Raw genomic sequence first — 17,767 nt, 5'->3', positions numbered from 1 at the left:
CCCGAGGTGATCGCGGCGCGTGACGCCGCTCCGCGGCGCCTCAGACCTTGAGGAAGATGCCCCGCCGGTGGAGGGGGTAGAGGAGCACGAGCCAGAGGGCGACCGCCGCGAGCGCGAAGGCGAGGGAGGCGTTCAGCGGCGAGAGCCACGACGCGAACAGGCGCGTGTACAGGAGCTCCAGCGCGCTCGTCCTCGCGCCGTCGTCTCCGGTGCTGGTCACGAAATAGAGCGCGTGTCCCATCATGGTCGAGCCCACGTAAGCTGCGATGGGGTTGGCGCCGAAGATCAGGAATGGCGCGCCCCACCGCTGCCATCGCTTCACGTCGACGATCCACATGCAGGCGGCGAGGACGACCGCGGCCACGCCGGCGGTGAACAGCGCGAACGAGCTCGAGTAGAGGCTGCGGTTCCAGGGGAACGCGCGGCTCCAGAGCAGGCCCAGCGCGATCCCCGCGGCGCCGGCGGCGAGGAGCCCGGCGATGCGCGCGCGGAGCCCGGAGGTCGCGGTCAGCCAGCGGCCGGCGAGGCCCCCCAGCATCACGGTCATCGCCGCGGGGAGGGTGGCGAGGACGCCCATCGCGTCCCAGCCCTTGCGCGCGATGTGCCCTCCGAGGAGGTATCGATCCACGAGGGCGGGCAGCGTCCGGTGCGGGTCGTCGAGCGGATAGCGCCGCAGGACGAGCCAGTAGCCGACCAGGGCCGCGGCGATGATCAAGGCCTGCTGCCGGGCCGTGGTCCTGAGGCTGAGGAGCGCGGCGAGCATGTACGCGGCGCCGATGCGCTGGAGGACACCCGGGATGCGCAGCTCGGTGAGCCGCTCTTCGGGGAAGAACGGGAACGCGGAGAGAAACAGCCCGAGCAGGATGAAGATCGCGCCGCGCCGGACGATCTGGCGGGCGAGCTCGCCGTCGGTCGCGCCCCGCGCGCGGCGCGCCGCCAGCGAGATGTGCAGGGTCACGCCGATGATGAAGAGGAAGGCGGGAAATATCGTGTCGGCGAGTGTGCAGCCGTCCCAGGTTGAGTGGGCCAGGGGCGGATAGATGGCCGGGAAGCTGTCCTGGAAATTGACGAGGAGCATCGCGACGATCGTTATTCCACGGAAGATGTCCAGCGATTTGAGTCGCATCCAAAGAATGTAGTGCGCATGGATCGATGGGCCACGGAAGCGTGGCTATCTCGTGCGCCGTCGGTCAGCGGCATTGCTCCTGTGGCTGTCTGTTCGCGGGTGTCCGGCGTGCCCGGTTGTTCGGGGGTTCGATGGTGGGGGGACTGAGGAAGCCGCCCGCGAGCGGCCAGCCGAGCTTGGCCGCCAGGCAGCCGCCATCGGCCGCCCGACAGTCCGAGCGCCCCGCCCGAGGGGCGCGCCGAGCCCGCGGCGGCCCGGGCGGGGAGCAGCCGCGCTGCCTCGCCGGCCGTGCTGCGGGCGCCCGTGCGCGCGGCGCGGGTGTTCCTGCCGTCCCGCGTGGTATGGTGCGCGCCGTTACAGCGAGAGGAGAATCCTGTCATGGCACGCACCCCGTCCACGATGCTCGAGCTGGGCACCCCGGCGCCCGACTTCCGGCTACCGGATTACACCGGAAAGCAGGTGGCGCTGTCGGACTTCACCAAGGAGCGGGCGCTCCTCGTGATGTTCATCTGCAATCATTGTCCGTTCGTGAAGCACGTCCGCCACGAGCTGGCGAAGCTGCGGCGCGATTACCGCGCGGAGGATGTGGCCATCGTGGCCATCAACTCGAACGACATCGCTGCTTATCCGGCGGACAACGCCGAGGCGATGGCGCGGGAGGCGCGCGAGCTCGGCTACACCTTCCCGTACCTCCTCGACGAGTCGCAGCAGGTCGCCAAGGCCTACCGTGCCGCCTGCACGCCGGACTTCTACCTCTTCGGCCCGGATCGCCGGCTTGTCTACCGCGGCCAGCTCGACGACAGCCGCCCTGGCAACGACGTCCCGGTGACTGGCCGCGATCTCCGCGCCGCGATCGACGCGGCGCTCGCGTCGGCGCCGATCCCCTCGGAGCAGCGCCCGAGCATCGGGTGCAACATCAAGTGGAAGCCCGGCAATGAGCCGGAATATTATCGATGAAGTTCCCGACAAGCATGATGGATTGAAGGGGCGGTCTCCTCCCATCTCGACGTGGTAGGCACGCGTCCGTCCCCCGTTGCCGCTCCGCCGCTCAGATCCTCCGCGCGGTCCCGCCGCGCGACCGCGCGGTGAGGCTCCGGCTCGGCTTGGACCCGGGCGACCCCATGACGTGTCGTCCATGCCTCCAGGCGCACCGTGTTCTTCTCCCGCCAGGCGCACGGGTGTACGCTTCATCGGCCAGCCGCTCAGCGCGGCCGAGGAGGAACGATGTCATCCTACGAGACGAAGTTCGTGGAGGCCGACAACGCCGAGAAGCTGACGGAGCTGGTGCAAGCAGCAGAGCACGAAGGTTGGGAGTTCGTCTCCTCGCAGATAACGATGGTGTGGGTGAATGCGCCGCCGCACCGCGAAGGAGCGCCGGCCGGCCACATCCAGAAGTGCATGCTCGCGGCCCTGCGCCGCCCCATGACGTTTGGCGAGCAGAGCAAGTGAAGCCCCGTCGCCGGCGACGTGGTGCAAGGTGCATGATCAGACGACATCGACGTCTTGATCATGCCAGATGCATCCCTGTGGGCCGAGGTATGTGCCCGCGGCGATCGCGCCGCTGAGCTCGTCAAAGATCACTGACGGTCGCGACCCTGGTAATGTGCAGGGCTGCACGGGGTGTGAGGCTGCAGCCAAGGGGGGATTACCTTGCGACGCCACGACAATCGTCTGCATGGCAAGCAGATTGCGGCATGCCGCCGAGATCCACGTCCGGGCGGCGCACAGAGGAAGTCGCGCGGTCCGGAAGTGCCCTGTTCTCCTACCCCATGAGCACCCATACGACACGGCTTGGTCAAGGCCAAGGAGGCCGATCTCACGATGCAGAACTGGCTCGACCCGGAGCGCCAGGCGCTGGCGAAGAGCGCCGCGAGGGTGCTCAAGGACAACGCGGTGCACAACCGCAGCGGCCTCCCACCATTCCGGTTGCCGCAGGTCGCGCAGCAGATCCTCGACGAGCTTTCGCATTTCCTCTCGGCCGGCGACACGTCGCCCGTGCTGTCCCTCGGGCTCAAGCTCGGGCAGCAGGGGCTCGGGCTGCGCGCCCTCCTCGGGCTGAGCCGCGCGCTCCTGCGCGAGGTCCTGGCGCGCCTGCCCGGAATGACGCCCGAGGCGCTGGAGGGGGCGGCGCGCGTGAACGATTACCTGACGCTTCTCGTGGACGCGGCGGCGGAGCAGGAGAGGCGCGAGATAGGCGTCCAGCGCGACGAGATGCAGGTCGCGCTCGAGCGCGCCATACAGAACCGCGAGCGCGAGCTGCGCCGCGTGATCATGGATCTCTCGACGCCGATCATGCCGGTGTACGACCAGATCCTCGTGCTCCCGCTCATCGGGAAGCTCGACACGGAGCGAGCGGACAGGATCACAGAGTGCCTGTTGCGAGAGGTGGTGGACCGGCAAGCGCGCACCGCGATCATCGACGTGACCGGCGTGCCGGCCATGGGCGCGGAGGCCGTCGCCGCGCTCGTGCGCACCGCACGCGCGCTCGACCTCCTCGGCACCCACCCGGTGCTGGTCGGCATCCGCCCGGAGATCGCCCGCGCGCTGAGCGATCAGGAGGCGCACCTCGCGGGCATCGTCGTCCTGGCGAACCTTCAAAGCGGCATCCTCTACGCGCTGCGGCGGGAGGGGCTCGAGGTGTGTGGCAGCCCGCCTCCGCAACGCGGGGCTGCTCGCTCGTACGGCGGCCGCTGACGAGCGGACCGCGGAGACTCGAACGGAGGGGAGACGATGGAGATCGACACCAGCAAACCGCACATCGGCCGTGTTTACGACTACGTCCTCGGGGGACACCACAACTACGATGTGGACCGCCGCGCCGCCACGGAGATACTGAAGGTTTTACCGACCTATCCGAAATGGGCGAAGCTCAACCGCTGGTTCATCCAGCTCGTGGGGCAGCAATGGTCCGAGGCGGGGTTCACGAACGTGCTCGATCTCGCCTCGGGCCTGCCGACGCAGGGCCACCTCAACGACTACCTGCCCGAGGCGCGTATCCTGTTCTCGGACATCGATCCGGTGAGCGTCATCTACGGCGAGAAGCTCCTCGCCGACAGGCCGAACATGCGCTACGTCCAGGCCGATCTCCGGGAGCCGGCGCCGTTGTTCGCCGCGGCAGCGAAGTTCTTCGGCGCAGAGCGCCGCATCGCGGTGGGATGCATCGGTATCGCGTACATGATGACCGATGAGCACGCCCGTGACCTCCTGCAGAGGATGCACGCGTTCTGCGCGCGCGGCAGCGTGCTCGCCCTCAGCTTCGTCGTGCCGCGCGACGCTTCCGCGGCTCAGCGGCTGAACGGCGCCGCGTCCTTCGCCGGGGTCAAGGTCTACCCGCACACGCCCGACGAGATGGCGGCGCTCATGAGTCCATGGAAGGTGCAGGTCTGCCGGCCCCTGGTGGAGTGGCTCGACCTCGACAACTTCCTGACCGAGGAGGAGCACGAGGCGAGCCCGTTCGATATGCTGGGCCTGATCGCGCACCACTGAAGGCGCCGCTGCGCTCGATCCGCTCCGCTCATGCCCGCGGGCCAAGGCTCAGGGCACAGGCGAGCCCGGCGGGACCCCCAGGCGCCGTGCAGCGGCACCTCCCTCCTCGGGCCGGTCCTGCCGGTCTTTCTCCCCGAGGATCGCCTTCGCCGCGCTCGCCCGCGCCGCCCCGCTCGCCACCGTCGCGTGGTCGACCACCCAGTGCGCGTCCAAGAGATCCAGGTAATCGAGGTCGAGCTGCCCCCCGGAAGGCAGCATGAACACCGCCGAGATGTGCGCGTGGTTACGCACCGCCTGCACCATCTCCCGCGGAATGTAGAGCGCCGCGTGCGTGAACAGGTGCACCACCGGCGTCCGCGGGTCGTGGTGCCGCGTCAGATCGAGATCCGTCGCGAGCTCCGCGAACACCCGCGCCGGGTTCCTCCCGCGCTCCCCCTTGAACGACAGCAGGTGCGCCGTCGGGAGCTGCCCGTTCTTCGCGCGGTAGAGCTCGTAGAGGCGCGCGTCGAAGAAGCGGAACGCCACGTCCTCGCCCTCCAGGAGCAGCCGCTTGCCCGTCGCGATCGCCATCCCCCGGGCGAACGTCTGCCGGTCCCCCCGCATCGAGGCCGACGCGTCGATCAGCAGGTAATGAATGCGCTTCTGCTCGTCCCGGCTCTGCTCGCGCGCGAAATACAGCACCTCGTTGTCCGCGATGCGGCGCGCGAGCTCCATGTCGTCCCAGGCGAGCTCCGTCAGCACCATGCTGTCGATCGAGCCGCGCGTGCCCAGCCCCGAGTAGCCGTGCGCCGCCGTCGTGCCCGCCGCCGGGCGCGTCTTCGTCTCGAGCACGCTCGGCAGGATCTCCAGCGAGAAATTCACGATGTCGTTCGCCTCGGGCGACGACAGCGCCGCGAGCAGATCGACCTGGGCGAGCGCCCCGGCCGACGCCTCCGAGCCCAGCATGCCGAACAGCCGCAGCGTCTCGATGTCGAGCGCGTCCGACATCGTGAGCACGTAGAGCCGCGAGACGTCGAGCGCCTCCAGCGCCCGCTGCTCGAAATCGCGCCGCGCCGACAGGAACAGCCCGCGGAGCTGCGGCTCGATCCCGTCGAAGAGCGCCGCGTCCACCGGCAGCATCGCCCGGTACGCCGGCGGCGTGTGCGTGCGCGCCGCGACAGCGCCGAACAGGCGCGACAGCACCACCGTGACCAGATCGTCGTTCATCCGGAGCTGCGACGCCCCGCGCGCCGCCTCGCTCTCGGCGAGCTCCCGCAGCACCGCCCGGTACCCCTCCAGGATGCGCTCCGCGTCGCGGAGCCGGGTCGCGAGCTCCCTCGGCTCGCACCGCGGGCCGAGCTCGAGCTGCTCGCGCGGCGTCGAGAAGAGCAGCCCCGCGTCGTGCACCATCGCGAACGGCAGGACCACCCCGAGCCGCTCCAGGCTCTGGTGCCAGCGGATCGCGCGCAGCGCGAGCGACGAGCTCAGCGGCCTGACCTGCGAGAACGCGAGCGTGCCGAGCGGGCCGGCGATCGAGGGGTTCGCGAGCTGCGACGCGGGGACGGGCACGGCTACAGGTTCGTCACGCAGCGGAAGCCGATGCCCGGCGCGCTCGCCGTCGCGACCTGGTGGTAGCGGAACGCCGGGTTGAGCCAGAGCGGGACCCCGCCGTTGTAGCCGCCGCCCCGGATCGCCTTGCGATCGCCGGCCGGCGCGCCCTTCGGGTTCACCTGCTCCTCGTCCTTGTAGGTCTCGAACCAGTCCGCGGTCCACTCCCACACGTTGCCGACGACGTCGTCGGCGCCGAACTTCGTCTTGCCTTTCGGGAACGAGCCGACCGGCGCCGTGCCGAAGAAGCCGTCGTCGGCGTCGTACATGCGCGTGGTCGGCCGGAGCCCCCGCGCCTTCTCCCACGCCGTGCACTCGATCCCGCACGCGTTCATGAAGGTCTGGTCCCCGGGCTCGTCGCCCCAGGGGAACCTGCGCCCGTCGGAGCCGCGCGCCGCGTACTCCCACTCGGCCTCGGTCGGCAGGCGCTTGCCGTGGACCTCGCAGTAGGCGTCCGCGAGGCTCCACGGCACGCAGTTGATCGGGTGCTTCGCGAGCTCTGGCTTGCCGAAGGTGCAGAGCTCGGCGAGGGCGGTCAGCGTCTTCTGGTGCTCGGCGGCGGACACCCCGTCCTGCTTCGGGAAATCGGGCGTGGTCGGCGGCCGCTTGCACTCCCCCTTGTCCGAGCACGCCTTGTAGTCGCCCGCGGTCACCTCGTGGACGTCGATGCAGAACGTGTCGAGCGTCACCTTGTGCGCGGGCTGCCACAGCCTGAAATCCGGCTCGTCGGAGCCCATGAAGAACTTGCCGCCCGGCACGAGCACCATGCCAGAAGGACACTCGGTCCGGCGCGCGGCCGACGCGACCGACGCGACCGGCACGGCCGCGGCGCTCGCCGTCGCGATGGCGGCGGCGGACGCGGTCGCGACCGGGGCGCTCCGCGACGCGTCCTCCGCCGCGGGCGGCGCGTCGCGGAGCAGGCTCCAGGCGAGGACGCCGCCGGCCGCGAGCACGGCCGCGGCGCCCCCGAGCGCCAGCGCGCCGCGCGACCGCGGCGCCGCCGTTGCCGTGGGCCGCTGCGTCCCCGCGTCGTTCGCGGTGCCGCCCGTCGTGCTCACCTCGGCCCCGGACGCCGGCGGCGTGGAGACGGCCGTCCCCGGCGACGGCGCGGTGGGCGGCGCCGCCATCGTCGGCGCGACCTGCGGCCAGGACATCCGCGGGGCGGAGACGCGGGCCGTCGGCGCGCCGGACGAGGGCCCCTGCGCCCCGCCGCCCGTGACCGCCCAGCCCGGGTTGTCCGGGAAGACCGCCCGGTGCAGCGCCGCCCAGAAGCGGCCCATCGTCGGGAAGCGATCGGCCGGCGCCACGGCGAGCGCCTTCGCGAAGACCGCCTCGACCTCGTCGCTGACCGCGAGCCCCAGGGTCCGCGGGGTCGGCCGGCGCGACGGATCGCGGCTCGCGACAGCGAGCTGGAGGTAGTCGTCGCCCTCCAGCGCCGGCGCGCCGCCCAGCATCACCTCGATCATGATGAGCGCCATCGCGAACACGTCGGTCCAGGGGCCGGTCGCCCCGTGGGTGCGGCTGAACTGCTCGGGCGCGCCGTAGCTCGGCGTGAACGCGGTGATGTCCTTGCCCGTGTGGGCGAGCGCCGTCGCCGCCGCCGCGTGCTCGGCCATCACCTTGGCGATGCCGAAGTCGAGCACCTTCACGAACGTGGAGGCGTCGCGCGGGGGGCCGATGACGAACAGGTTCGCCGGCTTGATGTCGCGGTGCGCGATGCCCCGCGAGTGCACCAGCTCGAGCGCGACCGCCGCCGACTCGAGCAGCGCGACCGTCGCGTACAGGTCGCGCGCCGGCAGCCCTCGAGTCGCCTCCTCGTGGAGGACCCGATCGAGCGGCTTGCCGTCGAGCCACTCGAGGACCATGTAGGGCAGCCACTGCCCGTCCGGCGCGTTGAAGGTCCCGATGTCGCGCGCCTGGACGATCGCGGCCGAGCGGCTGGAGAGCTCGGCCATCAGCTTGCCCTCCTGGATGAACGACTGGAGGAGCTGGTCGCGCTGCTCCGGCGGCGCGCCCGCGAGGAGGGTGAAGCACTTCAGGGCGACGGGCTGCCTCCAGATGACGTGCTCGGCCTTGTAGACGACGCTGAAGCCGCCTTCGCCGACGGCGTGGTCGATCCGGTACTTGTCGGCGATGAGGGTGCCGGAGATGTCGAGCGGATCGCGGCGGTCCGGGTTCTGGCTCATGAAGTCCCTGCGCAGCGCGGCGGGGCGCCGGTCGAGCGTCTCGCGCCTGCGTCGAGGCCATCTTAGTGGGCCCGCCGTCGGTTGGAACCCTCTCGCGCACCCGCCGCCCTCGCCGCCCCCGGCGCTCGCCGCGCGCCGCGCCGCCTCGGAGCAGAGCAGCCGCGGGGCGCGGCGCGCCTTCGCGCGTCCGATATGACGGATGGTATCGACGGCTATGTATGGCAGCATACGCGCCGGATTTCGGCCTGCACCGCGTGTCCTGCGATCTTGACAGTGATCGTCGTCCGTTATATTGGACGTTTCACGGTGGCTCCCCGCTGGTGCCGCTGCTGCCCGGCCGTGCGCTGGTGCCAGCGGCCCGGCGTCTGTGCGCGTGGCGCGAAGCGCAGGCCCGGGAGCGATGGTCGGCCGCTGGCGAGGGCGTGGTGCGCCCTCGCGCGGGCGGCCGTGCCTGCCGGACGCGTCGTCGGCAGACGGTTTGATCCGAGGATAAGCCGCTTTGAAATCGATCAACGGAACGAAGTCGCACACGATCCATGCGGCGGCGGCGGCGCTCTCGCTCGCCGCCGCCGCGCTCCCCTCGCAGGCGTCTGCGCAGGCGCCCGCGGCGCCGCCAGCGCCCCCCGCCCCGCCAGCCGCTGCCGCCCCGGCAGCGGCGCCGGTGGCGGCCCCGGCGCCCGGTCAGGCCGTGGCGGCGGGCGGCGTCGAGGAGCTGAATCGCCGGGTCGCGGAGCTCGAGCAGCAGCAGCGCGCGCTGCAGGAGCGCCTCGACGCCGAGCGCCGGGCGGCGGCCGAGGAGGCGGCGAGCGCCGCGGCGAGGCAGGCGCAGGCGGCGAAGGACAAGGCCGCAGACGCCAGCGTGACGGCCGCGCCGGGGAAGGGCTTCACCGTCAAGTCGGCGGACGGCGGCTTCTCGTCCACGATCCGGGCCCGCGTGCAGATCCGCGAGACGTTCACGCACACGGACGAGGACGACACGCACGAGATCAACGTGAGGACGGTGCGCCTCACGACGAGCGGCCATTTCGTCTCTCCCGATCTCAAGTACAACGTGCAGCTCGCCTTCGGCGGCAACGACTTCGAGAGGGACAGCCCCTCTCCCATCTTCGACGCCTTCGTCGAGTACACGGGGATCCGCGATCTCAACGTGCGCGTCGGCCAGTTCCTCGCCCCGTTCAACCGGGCGCGGACCCTGCGCGAGGTCTCCATCCAGCAAACCGAGCGCCCGATCGCCGTCCGCGAGTTCAACCTCGATCGCGACGTCGGCCTGATGGTCTCGTCGCCCGATCTCTTCGGCCTGGGAGGCAAGCTGTCGTACAACCTCTTCCTTGGCGGCGGTGAGGGGCGCAATCGCTTCGGCGCCCAGGAGCACGGCCCGCTCGCGGTGGCGCGGCTCGCCGTCCGCCCGTTCGGCGCGTTCGACGACGACCAGGACGGCGACCTCACGCGCGAGGCGAAGCCCCGGCTCGCGGTGGGCGTCACGGGCGCTTACAACCACCAGACCAACCGCCAGAACAGCACCTTCGGCACGACGCTCACGCTCGGCGCGGCCGACTACCTGCACGGCGCGGCCGATCTCGTCTTCAAGTACGCGGGCTTCTCCCTCGCGGCCGAGGCCGTCGTGCGCCACGCCGAGCGGGACTCCATCGAGGGCGAGGTCGACGGCGAGGCCGTGCAGGAGTGGACCCGGTCGGGTTACGGCTACTTCGCCCAGGCGGGCTACCTGCTGACCGACCACCTCGAGGTCGCCGCGCGCTGGGACCAGATCTTCGCGGAGCGCGGCACCGATCCCAGGCTGGTCGATCTCGTCGACGCGCAGGGCAAGCAGGTCGGCGGCGGGCTCAATGTGTATCTGAACGGCTATGCCCTGAAGATCCAGGGCGATTATTTCTACATCTTCGGCGAGGACGCCTCCGTGGCCCGCCACGTCGCCCGCCTCCAGCTCGACGCGAGCTTCTGAAGCGGAGAGTCCGAGGGGAACGGCGGTCCCGTGGAGCGTGCGCTCCGGGGCCGGGGGGGCCCGGCGCGCAGCGCTGGTGTGGGCGCGGCGCGCTGGCGCTGGCCTGCGCGCGGCCAGGCCGGCCAGGTCCGGCCAGGCCGGCCCGTCCATGCCGTGCCTGGCCGCGGTGGGCCAAAAGCCTGCTCTGCGCGGTGGAGAGCACGTGACCCCGACGTGCGGTGTGCGGCGCCGTTCTTGCCATGGCGCTCCTCCCCGGCTCGAACGATGGAGCCGTTTCAGGGAAGGAGTTCACCATGGCTCGTTCATTCACCTCCCAGGATCTCGTCGCTCTCCCCCGCCTCAATGCCGCCGAGGCGGTCGTGCTCGCCACGGAGCTCATCACGGTGGCCGACGCCCGGGAGAAGCAGCTCAAGCCGAAGAAGCTCCCGGAGGCGATCGGGCGATCGAAGGGGCGCCTCGCCGCCGCGGTCGCCACGCTCGAGGCGCTGACCCGGCCGCAGGGGGGCGATCCGGTGGAGACGAGGACCAAGCCGAAGGCCGATCGCACCCTCGACAACGCGTATAGCGGGACGTTCGACTGGCTCGGAGGCTGGTGCAAGCTCCCTCCGGAGCGGAACCCGCACCTCGAAGAGGCGAAGGATCTCTTCAAGCTCCTTTTCCCGGACGGCCTCTCGTTCACCCGGCTCCCGTACAAGCTCGAATGGAAGGAGTCGAAGGCGCGCCTCGACGCGATCCGCGGCGCGCGGCATGACAGGACGTTCAAGAAGCTCGGCGGCGAGGCCTTCCTCGCGCACCTGGAGGAGGCGCACGAGGCCTATGGCCGGGCCCTGCACATCACCGCGCCGAAGCCCGAGAGCGCTCCCACAGGCGACGTGCGCGCCGCGTTCCTGGCGGCGCTCGCCGCCCTCCGCGACTACGCGACCCGGGTCGCCGCGCACGCGGACCCGGACGTCCCCGGCAGCGAGGCGGTCAGCGCGGCGCTCCTCGCGCCCCTCGCGGCGTGGGAGTCGCGGCCTTCCGGCGCGACCGGCGGCGCCGGCGCCAGCGACGTTACCGAGACGCCCGCCGCGCCGGGGGCGCCGTCCGTGGAGCCGCCGCCGGAACCGGAAGAGGAGCCCCTGGCCGATCCGGCGTGAGCCGCGCTTGAACGCGGTGATTCGCCTCACGTTCTCGTAAAAAAGCAAGCATTCTTCACAAGATACATCTCCGCGGACCACAACGCGTTGTGGTCGAGGGCGAGCGCGCTCGCGGGGGACCAGGTCGCGTTGTGGTCTGGGGCGAGCGCGCTCGCGAGGGGACCAGGACGCGTTGTGGTCTGGGGCGAGCGCGCTCGCGAGGGGACCAGGACGCGTTGTGGTCTGGGGCGAGCGCGCTCGCGAGGAGACCAGGTCGCGTCGTGGTCTGGGGCGAGCGCGCTCGCGAGGGGACCAGGTCGCGTCGTGGTCGAGGGCGAGCGCGCTCGCGAGGGGATCAGGACGCGTCGTGATCGAGCCACGCCGGTCGGGCGTGCAGGTGAAATTTTTCCAATATGTGGGCGGAGCGATCCTCCATGCTGGCGGAGAGCCGGATCGCCGGTGCGCGATGCGAGCAAGAAGGAGCGCGACGATGATGAAGAGCCAGGTCCACCCCGTCCCGGAAGGTCAGGTGTGCTTTCCCTACCTGAGCGCGCGCGGCGCCGCGGAAGCCATCGAGTTCTACAAGCGTGCGTTCGGCGCGCGCGAGGACGTGCGAATCCCGATGCCCGACGGGCGGATCGGCCACGCCGAGCTGTCGATCGGCCGTGCCCGGTTCTTCCTGTCGGACGAGTACCCTGATCTCGGCGCCGTCGGCCCCCAGACGCTGGGGGGCACGAGCGTGAGCGTGATGGTCTACGTGGAGGACGTGGACGCGCTCGTGGCGCGGGCCGCCGCGGCAGGCGCGACCGTCGAGCGTCCGCCGCAGGACCAGCCGCACGGCGACCGCATGGCCTGGCTCCGCGATCCGTACGGCCACCGCTGGGGGCTCGCGAGCCGCATCGAGGACGTCTCTCCAGAGGAGATGCAGAAGCGCCTCTCGGCGACGTAGCTCCGCGTCGAGGAGGTTCGAAGAACCAGAGAGAAAGAACCACAGAGGGCACAGAGGGCACAGAGGGAGGAGAGAAAGAACCTCAGAGGGCACAGAGGAGAGAGGATGAAACTCTCTCTATCTTCCTCTGTGCCCTCTGTGTCCTCTGTGGTTCAATTCTTCTCCATCACGGAGCCAGGGATATCAGGGGCATCGAACCGCGGTGTATTCGCCGTTGATGTCGAACTCGCCGGTACCGGTAGGATCGCCGCTCAGCCGGAGCACGACCTCCGTGGCGTCGATGCTCACGATCTCCAGCGTGCCGGGCCCGAAGGTGCCTCCGGCCTGCCAGCAGGTGCCGCTGCCCCTTTCAGGGCCGCTCTGATAGAAGGACGATGTCAGGTACCGCCCGTCGAGGGGGTAGATGGCGGGCACCTGCGACGCCGGGGGAATGATGAACTCGGCGCGCCAGTTGCCGCAGCCGACCGCCGTCTGTGGAGCCGTACAGGACTGCGCCTCGGACCCGATGAGGACGTAGAGCTCGTCCGGAGCGGGGGACGGCCCGCCGACCGCGGAGGAGCTGCTCCCTGCGCCCGACGGGCCGGGGAGCTGACTCCCGAGGAGCGCGATCGCGCCGGCCGTCGCCGGCCCGGGGCCGCCTCCGGTGGGGCCGGAGCCGACCGGCGAGCCGCCCCCGGTGCCGACGCTGACGCCGGAGCTGACCGACGGGCCGCCCCCGGTGCCGACGCCGACGCCGGAGCTGACCGACGGGCCGCCCCCGGTGCTGACGCCGCCGCCGACGCCGGAGCTGACCGACGGGCCGCCCCCGGTGCTGACGCCGCCGCCGACGCCGACCGATGAGCCGCCCCCCGTGCTGACGTTGCCGCCGGCTCCGACCGATGAGCCGACCTCGGTGCTGACGTTGCCGCCGGCCCCGCCGCCGCTCGCGGACGACCCGGACCCGTCGGCGTCATCACCGGGCGCGGTCTCTCGACCGCCGCCGTCGCCGCTGTCGTCGCCAACCTCCACCAGGGCGGTGCACCCGGCGCCGAAGGTCTGGAGCGTCATCAGCCCAAAGAAGAGCGAAATGGATGTGTTCACGAGGCGTCGCATTCGTGTCTCCCCGGGCCTGTCAGCGCAGCCCGTCTTCGCTCCATGAATGGCGTCGCTTGTCTGTTTTTATGATCTCCTGATCAGCCTTTCTTGTTCGGGCAGGATGACGCCCGAGCGAGACGGCGGGATGCTCGCGATCCCGATCGCGCCCTGAATGAAGCTGCATTTGCCGCGAGCAGGGCAGTCTCCGCCACCGGCGCCCGGTGCGGCAGCGCCGTTGATCGAGGATGTCGAGAGAACCGCCGAACCGGCGCCCCGGCCTCGCCGCGGCCAGGGCAGACCGCGGCCCGCTGTCACGGCTGCGCGTGCCTCAGCTCCGGGACGAGGATCTCGAGCCTGCGGCGGTAGGCGGAGCTCGGGTGCGCCGCGACGAAGCGGCTCGCCCGAGCGAGCGCCTCGCCGCCGCGGCCGAGCGCCTTCAGGGCGCCGACCGCGATCACCTCGCGCTCCTGGGCGAGCGCGCCGCCCGGGAAGCGCGCGAGGTGGGCGTCGGCGAGCGCGAGCGCCTCCGCGGGGCGCGCAGCGAGCGCCTCCTGCGCGCGCTGCAGCAGCCCGATCTCCGTCTCCGCGCCGGGCAGCGCCGCCGGCGCCAAGCCGCCAGCGGCCGGCGCGCCGGCCGTCGCGGCGGACGCGCGCGCCGGCAGCGGCGCGCCCGCCGGGGCGCGCGGCGGCTCCGGATCAGGCGCGCGCGGTGGTTCCGCCGCAGCGGATGCCTCCGCGGGCGCCTCCGGCGTCGCCGCGACGGGCGCCGCGGCCGCCTCCGCGAGCGGCGCGGTCGCGACCACCGCCGCGCCGGAAGGCGCGGGCGGCGCGGGGGGCGGCGGCTGCGAGCGCGGTGGCATGAGCCACACCGCCCCGACGAGGACGACGCCCAGCGCCGCGCCGATCCCCAGGCCGGAGAGCACCGACGGCGGCGCGACAGCCCCCGTCGAGGCGATCCCTGCCGGCGCGTGCGTCGCCGGCACGCCCGCGCCGCCGCCGGTCGCCTGGGCGCCCGCGCCTCCTCCGGTTGCCGTGCCCGCGCCGCCGCCGGTCGCCCCGCCGTCCGCCGGGCCGCCGGGGTCCTTGCCGCCTCCCGGTCCGCCCGGAAGGCCGAGCGGCAGCCGCGCCGCGAGCCGCGCGAGCTGCGCCTTGTCCGGCGCGTCGCGCCGGGCCGCCTCGAGGGCCAGGCGGAGCACGTCCGAGCCGCCCTCCGGGCCGATCGTCCTGCGAGGATGACCGCTCATACGCTGCTCCCCTCGGTCACCCGCGCGACCCCGGCCCGCGGCGCGGCGAGCTCGTGCCGGCGCATCGCCGCCTCGATCTGCGCCCGCGCCGCGCGCAGCCGCGAGTACGCCGTCTGCAGCGGGCACCCCGCCGCCTTCGCGATCTCCGCCATCGGCATCTGCTCGATCTCGTGCAGGACGAACACCGCGCGCTTGTCGTCGTCGAGCTGATCGAGCGCCGCGTCCAGCCGGTCGAGCGCGCGGCGCCGATCGAGCGTCTCGTCCTGCGGCGCCGCCATGACCTGCTCGGGGACGGCCTCGGCCACCTCCTCGCGCCTCCGGTGCGGCCGCCGCCGGTACTCCGACGCGAGCCGCAGGCAGATGCTGTACAGCCACGTGCGCAGCGCCGAGCTGCCGTCGAAGGTGCCGAGCTTCCGGTGAACCGTGAGGAAGACTTCCTGGCAGACGTCCTCGACGTCGGCCTCGCCCACGCCGAGCCTCCGCAGCACACGCCACACGTACGCCGCGTTCTCTTCGAAGATCTGCTCGAGGGTCATCGCGAGCGGTCGAGGGCGCAAGGAACCGGCCCTGCCCTTCATGGTCGAGAGCGCGAGAATTTATGAAAGAAAGCGACGCCGAGCCGCGGAGCGGAGGCAAAGGAACCGGTGTAAGCTACTGGAAATTCAATGGAATTCGACGCCGAGCAGGACGTCCGCCGTCCCGGCGAGCGGCGCCATCTGGAACACCTCGCGGGTCTGGCCCTGTGCGTCAGTGTAGTAGAAGGTGTCGCGCACGATCGGCACGATCAGCCCGAGGCCGCCGCCCGCGGTGAGCGGGCCGACGAGCCGCCGGGTGAGGCGGACGTCGAGCGCGCCGCCCGCGGTCAGGCGCTCGTCGGCGTGGTCGACGCCGAAGCCGACGCCGCCGACGCGCAGCGCGCCGAGGCGGACGCCCGCGCATGCCGAGAGCCGCGTGGCGCTCCCGAGCGCGACGGGGCACGCGGAAACGAACCCCTCGCCCCAGGAGAAGCGCGTCGCGGAGGCGCCGCTGGTCGCCTCGTCCGGGACCCAGACGGCGCCGCCGACCTCGACCGACAAGAACCGGGGCGGCGTGAGGCGCGCGCGCACCGTGGCGGCGACGCCGAGCGAGGGGAGGAGGCCGAGCCCGAAGAGCGGACCGGCGCCGACCTCGACGCGCCACGGCGCCGGCGGCGGAGGCGCCGTTGGCGGGACCGGGACCAGGACGCGCTGCACGATGACCGCCGGCGCCGGCGGCGGCGGCGGCGGCGCGGTCGCGGGCGCGGGCGCGGGCGCGGGCGATGGCGCCGGAAGCGGCGCCAGGGCGGCCAGCGGGGGCGGTGCGCCGGGGGACAGCTTCGCGCTGGGGTCGATCATGAGCGCGATGGCCAGGGCGAGCTCGTCGTCCATCGCCCCGCAGCGCGGCGACGCCGTGGCGATCTCGCGCGTCCCGAGCAGCGCGCCGTCGGCATCGGCGACCGCGAGCACCGCGCGCCACCCGCCGGAGCCGACCGGCTCGACGCGCCCCTCGATCGTGAGCTCGGCCCGGGCGGCCGAGACGAGCGCCGCGCGCCCGAGGCGCGCCTCCACCGCCTGCGCGAGCGCGCGCGCCCCGACGCACGCCTCGGCGCCGGCGAGCCGCACCCAGCTCAGCGACGCCGTCTGCTCCCCGGCGGACGCGCGCGCGGGGCGCGCCGCAGCGACGAGCGCCGACGCGGCGAGCGCCGAGGCGACGAGCGCGAGGCCTGCTGCGCGGCGCGCGATCACGGGCCCGGCGAGGCCGCGATCCCGACGTAGGTGGGCTCGGGGACCTCGGTGACGCGGCCCGTGGGCCGGAGGGCGCCGGTCGCCTCGTCCACGTGGAACGCGACGATGTTGCTCGAGCGCTGGTTCGCGACGAGCAGCAGCTTGCCCGTCGGCGAGAGCTGGAAATGGCGCGGCGTCCTTCCCTGGGTCGGCGCGTGGCCGACGAGGGTGAGCGTGCCGCGCTCGGGGTCGACCGCGAAGATGGCGATGCTGTCATGGCCCCGGTTCGACCCGTAGACGAACTTGCCCGACGGGGCGACCTGGACCTCGGCGCAGGCGTTCTCCTCGGCGCTCGCGCCGTCCGGCAGCGTCGAGACGGTGGCCACGGCGGAGAGCGCCCCGCGCGCCGGATCGTAGCTCAGGGTCGTGATCGAACCGGCGCGCTCGTTGATCAGGTAGGCGAACCGGCCGCTCGGGTGGAAGTCGAGGTGCCGCGGGGTCGTGCCCGCGGGGAGCGCGAGGGTCGGCGGGCTGTTCGGCTCGATCTGCCCCGTGTCCGCGTCGAACGTGAACTGGGCGATCGCGTCGGACCCGAGGTTGGTGACGAAGGCGAAGCGGTTCGCCGGGTCGGTCACGGCCTGGTGCGACAGCGCCCGGGGCCCGAACGCCGCCTCGTCCACCGCCTGGCCGAGCGCGCCGTCCTGGCCCACGGGGAGCACCGCCGCGGTACCGCCGCCGTAGTTGGCCACGAGGACGAAGCGCCCGGCGCGATCGGTGGCGAGGTGGGCAGGGCCCTGGCCCCTCGAGGAGGCCCGGTTGATGAACGCGAGCGTCCCGTCCTCCGGGCCGATCCGGAACGCGCTGACCGAGCCCGACATCTCGCCGTCCACCTCGTCGAGCTCGTTCACCGCGAAGAGGCGCCGGCGCGCGGGGTCGACGGCGAGGAACGTCGGGTTCATCTCGGCGTCGATCGGGCCCTGCACCGCGGAGAGCGCGCCATCGGCCTCGTCGAGGCGGAACACGAAGATCCCCTTGCGGCCCCCGACGTAGACCAGGGGCGCGGGCTGCGGGCCGCCGTCCGCTCCGCCGGAGCTCGCGCTGCTGCCGTTCGTGCCGGCGGCGCCTGTGCCGCTGCCGTTCGTGCCGCCGCAGCCCATGCCGTTGCCCTGGCTCATGCTGTCACCGCCGCCGCTGGTCCCCGAGGGGGTCCCGCCCTTCGGGGGGCCGCCGCCGGAGTTGCCGCACCCGAGCCACAGTCCGGCCGCCAGCCAGAAGAGTGTGCGCTGCATCGATCGACG

Annotated in this window: 15 protein-coding genes; 7 read left to right on the top strand and 8 right to left on the bottom strand. The window is 72.4% G+C overall.

Annotation, left to right across the window (positions count from 1 at the left end; all coding sequences use genetic code 11):
* Positions 1 to 40 precede the first annotated feature (40 nt).
* Positions 41 to 1,126: an acyltransferase family protein gene (locus WME96_RS32530; protein WP_437285475.1), complete on the bottom strand. Its 1,086-nt coding sequence runs from the start codon at positions 1,124 to 1,126 to the stop codon at positions 41 to 43.
* Positions 1,127 to 1,504: 378 nt separating this feature from the next.
* Between WME96_RS32530 and WME96_RS32525 the strand changes: the two genes are divergently transcribed.
* From WME96_RS32525 to WME96_RS32510, 4 genes are all read left to right on the top strand, one after another.
* Positions 1,505 to 2,083 carry a thioredoxin family protein gene (locus tag WME96_RS32525; RefSeq protein ID WP_437285474.1) on the top strand — a complete coding sequence of 193 codons (579 nt, stop codon included), beginning with the start codon at positions 1,505 to 1,507 and terminating at the stop codon, positions 2,081 to 2,083.
* A 267-nt stretch (positions 2,084 to 2,350) separates the two neighbouring features.
* Complete coding sequence (locus WME96_RS32520) at positions 2,351 to 2,575, top strand: hypothetical protein (protein ID WP_437285473.1); 225 nt, start codon at positions 2,351 to 2,353, stop codon at positions 2,573 to 2,575.
* Between the two features lie 342 nt (positions 2,576 to 2,917).
* On the top strand, positions 2,918 to 3,820 hold the full coding sequence (locus WME96_RS32515; protein WP_437285472.1) for an STAS domain-containing protein: 903 nt from the start codon (positions 2,918 to 2,920) through the stop codon (positions 3,818 to 3,820).
* A gap of 36 nt (positions 3,821 to 3,856) precedes the next feature.
* Positions 3,857 to 4,612 (top strand): SAM-dependent methyltransferase, encoded by a 756-nt coding sequence (locus tag WME96_RS32510; protein ID WP_437285471.1) that lies wholly within the window; start codon positions 3,857 to 3,859, stop codon positions 4,610 to 4,612.
* A gap of 48 nt (positions 4,613 to 4,660) precedes the next feature.
* Here the strand turns inward: WME96_RS32510 and WME96_RS32505 are convergent, their stop codons facing one another.
* Both WME96_RS32505 and WME96_RS32500 read right to left on the bottom strand, forming a co-directional pair.
* Complete coding sequence (locus WME96_RS32505; RefSeq protein WP_437285470.1) at positions 4,661 to 6,160, bottom strand: hypothetical protein; 1,500 nt, start codon at positions 6,158 to 6,160, stop codon at positions 4,661 to 4,663.
* A gap of 2 nt (positions 6,161 to 6,162) precedes the next feature.
* Complete coding sequence (locus WME96_RS32500; RefSeq protein ID WP_437285469.1) at positions 6,163 to 8,385, bottom strand: SUMF1/EgtB/PvdO family nonheme iron enzyme; 2,223 nt, start codon at positions 8,383 to 8,385, stop codon at positions 6,163 to 6,165.
* 499 nt (positions 8,386 to 8,884) lie between these two features.
* On the opposite strand from WME96_RS32500, the gene WME96_RS32495 reads away from it, so the two are divergent.
* From WME96_RS32495 to WME96_RS32485, 3 genes are all read left to right on the top strand, one after another.
* Positions 8,885 to 10,345, top strand: coding sequence for a porin (locus tag WME96_RS32495; protein ID WP_437285468.1), 1,461 nt, complete (start codon positions 8,885 to 8,887; stop codon positions 10,343 to 10,345).
* 293 nt (positions 10,346 to 10,638) lie between these two features.
* On the top strand, positions 10,639 to 11,481 hold the full coding sequence (locus WME96_RS32490; RefSeq protein WP_437285467.1) for a hypothetical protein: 843 nt from the start codon (positions 10,639 to 10,641) through the stop codon (positions 11,479 to 11,481).
* A 469-nt stretch (positions 11,482 to 11,950) separates the two neighbouring features.
* Positions 11,951 to 12,409: a VOC family protein gene (locus WME96_RS32485; protein ID WP_437285466.1), complete on the top strand. Its 459-nt coding sequence runs from the start codon at positions 11,951 to 11,953 to the stop codon at positions 12,407 to 12,409.
* Between the two features lie 183 nt (positions 12,410 to 12,592).
* Here WME96_RS32485 and WME96_RS32480 read toward each other — a convergent pair whose 3' ends face one another.
* The 5 genes from WME96_RS32480 to WME96_RS32460 all read right to left on the bottom strand — a co-directional run bounded on the left by WME96_RS32480 (position 12,593) and on the right by WME96_RS32460 (position 17,758).
* The gene (locus WME96_RS32480) at positions 12,593 to 13,489 is read right to left on the bottom strand and encodes a hypothetical protein (RefSeq protein WP_437285465.1); all 897 of its coding nucleotides are present in this window, start codon (positions 13,487 to 13,489) and stop codon (positions 12,593 to 12,595) included.
* A gap of 305 nt (positions 13,490 to 13,794) precedes the next feature.
* Positions 13,795 to 14,727, bottom strand: a complete 933-nt coding sequence (locus tag WME96_RS32475) for a hypothetical protein (RefSeq protein ID WP_437285464.1) — start codon at positions 14,725 to 14,727, stop codon at positions 13,795 to 13,797.
* Positions 14,724 to 15,284 carry an RNA polymerase sigma factor gene (locus tag WME96_RS32470; RefSeq protein ID WP_437285463.1) on the bottom strand — a complete coding sequence of 187 codons (561 nt, stop codon included), beginning with the start codon at positions 15,282 to 15,284 and terminating at the stop codon, positions 14,724 to 14,726. The genes WME96_RS32475 and WME96_RS32470 overlap by 4 nt, the downstream gene beginning before the upstream one ends.
* Positions 15,285 to 15,389: 105 nt before the next feature.
* Positions 15,390 to 16,490 carry a hypothetical protein gene (locus tag WME96_RS32465; RefSeq protein WP_437285462.1) on the bottom strand — a complete coding sequence of 367 codons (1,101 nt, stop codon included), beginning with the start codon at positions 16,488 to 16,490 and terminating at the stop codon, positions 15,390 to 15,392.
* Complete coding sequence (locus WME96_RS32460; RefSeq protein WP_437285461.1) at positions 16,487 to 17,758, bottom strand: lactonase family protein; 1,272 nt, start codon at positions 17,756 to 17,758, stop codon at positions 16,487 to 16,489. Before WME96_RS32460 ends, WME96_RS32465 begins: the two co-directional genes overlap by 4 nt.
* Positions 17,759 to 17,767 lie beyond the last annotated feature (9 nt).

This window comes from Sorangium sp. So ce406 (assembly GCF_051474675.1).
Lineage (GTDB): Bacteria > Myxococcota_A > Polyangia > Polyangiales > Polyangiaceae > Sorangium > Sorangium cellulosum_G.
The sequence above is the reverse complement of the archived record's forward strand: the minus strand, read 5'-3'. Positions and strand labels throughout refer to the sequence as shown.

Coding starts and splice junctions, on each gene's coding strand:
- WME96_RS32530 (WP_437285475.1), bottom strand. CDS start 1,126: ATGCGACTCAAATCGCTGGACATCTTCCGTGGAATAACGATCGTCGCG.
- WME96_RS32525 (WP_437285474.1), top strand. CDS start 1,505: ATGGCACGCACCCCGTCCACGATGCTCGAGCTGGGCACCCCGGCGCCC.
- WME96_RS32520 (WP_437285473.1), top strand. CDS start 2,351: ATGTCATCCTACGAGACGAAGTTCGTGGAGGCCGACAACGCCGAGAAG.
- WME96_RS32510 (WP_437285471.1), top strand. CDS start 3,857: ATGGAGATCGACACCAGCAAACCGCACATCGGCCGTGTTTACGACTAC.
- WME96_RS32500 (WP_437285469.1), bottom strand. CDS start 8,385: ATGAGCCAGAACCCGGACCGCCGCGATCCGCTCGACATCTCCGGCACC.
- WME96_RS32490 (WP_437285467.1), top strand. CDS start 10,639: ATGGCTCGTTCATTCACCTCCCAGGATCTCGTCGCTCTCCCCCGCCTC.
- WME96_RS32485 (WP_437285466.1), top strand. CDS start 11,951: ATGATGAAGAGCCAGGTCCACCCCGTCCCGGAAGGTCAGGTGTGCTTT.
- WME96_RS32475 (WP_437285464.1), bottom strand. CDS start 14,727: ATGAGCGGTCATCCTCGCAGGACGATCGGCCCGGAGGGCGGCTCGGAC.
- WME96_RS32460 (WP_437285461.1), bottom strand. CDS start 17,758: ATGCAGCGCACACTCTTCTGGCTGGCGGCCGGACTGTGGCTCGGGTGC.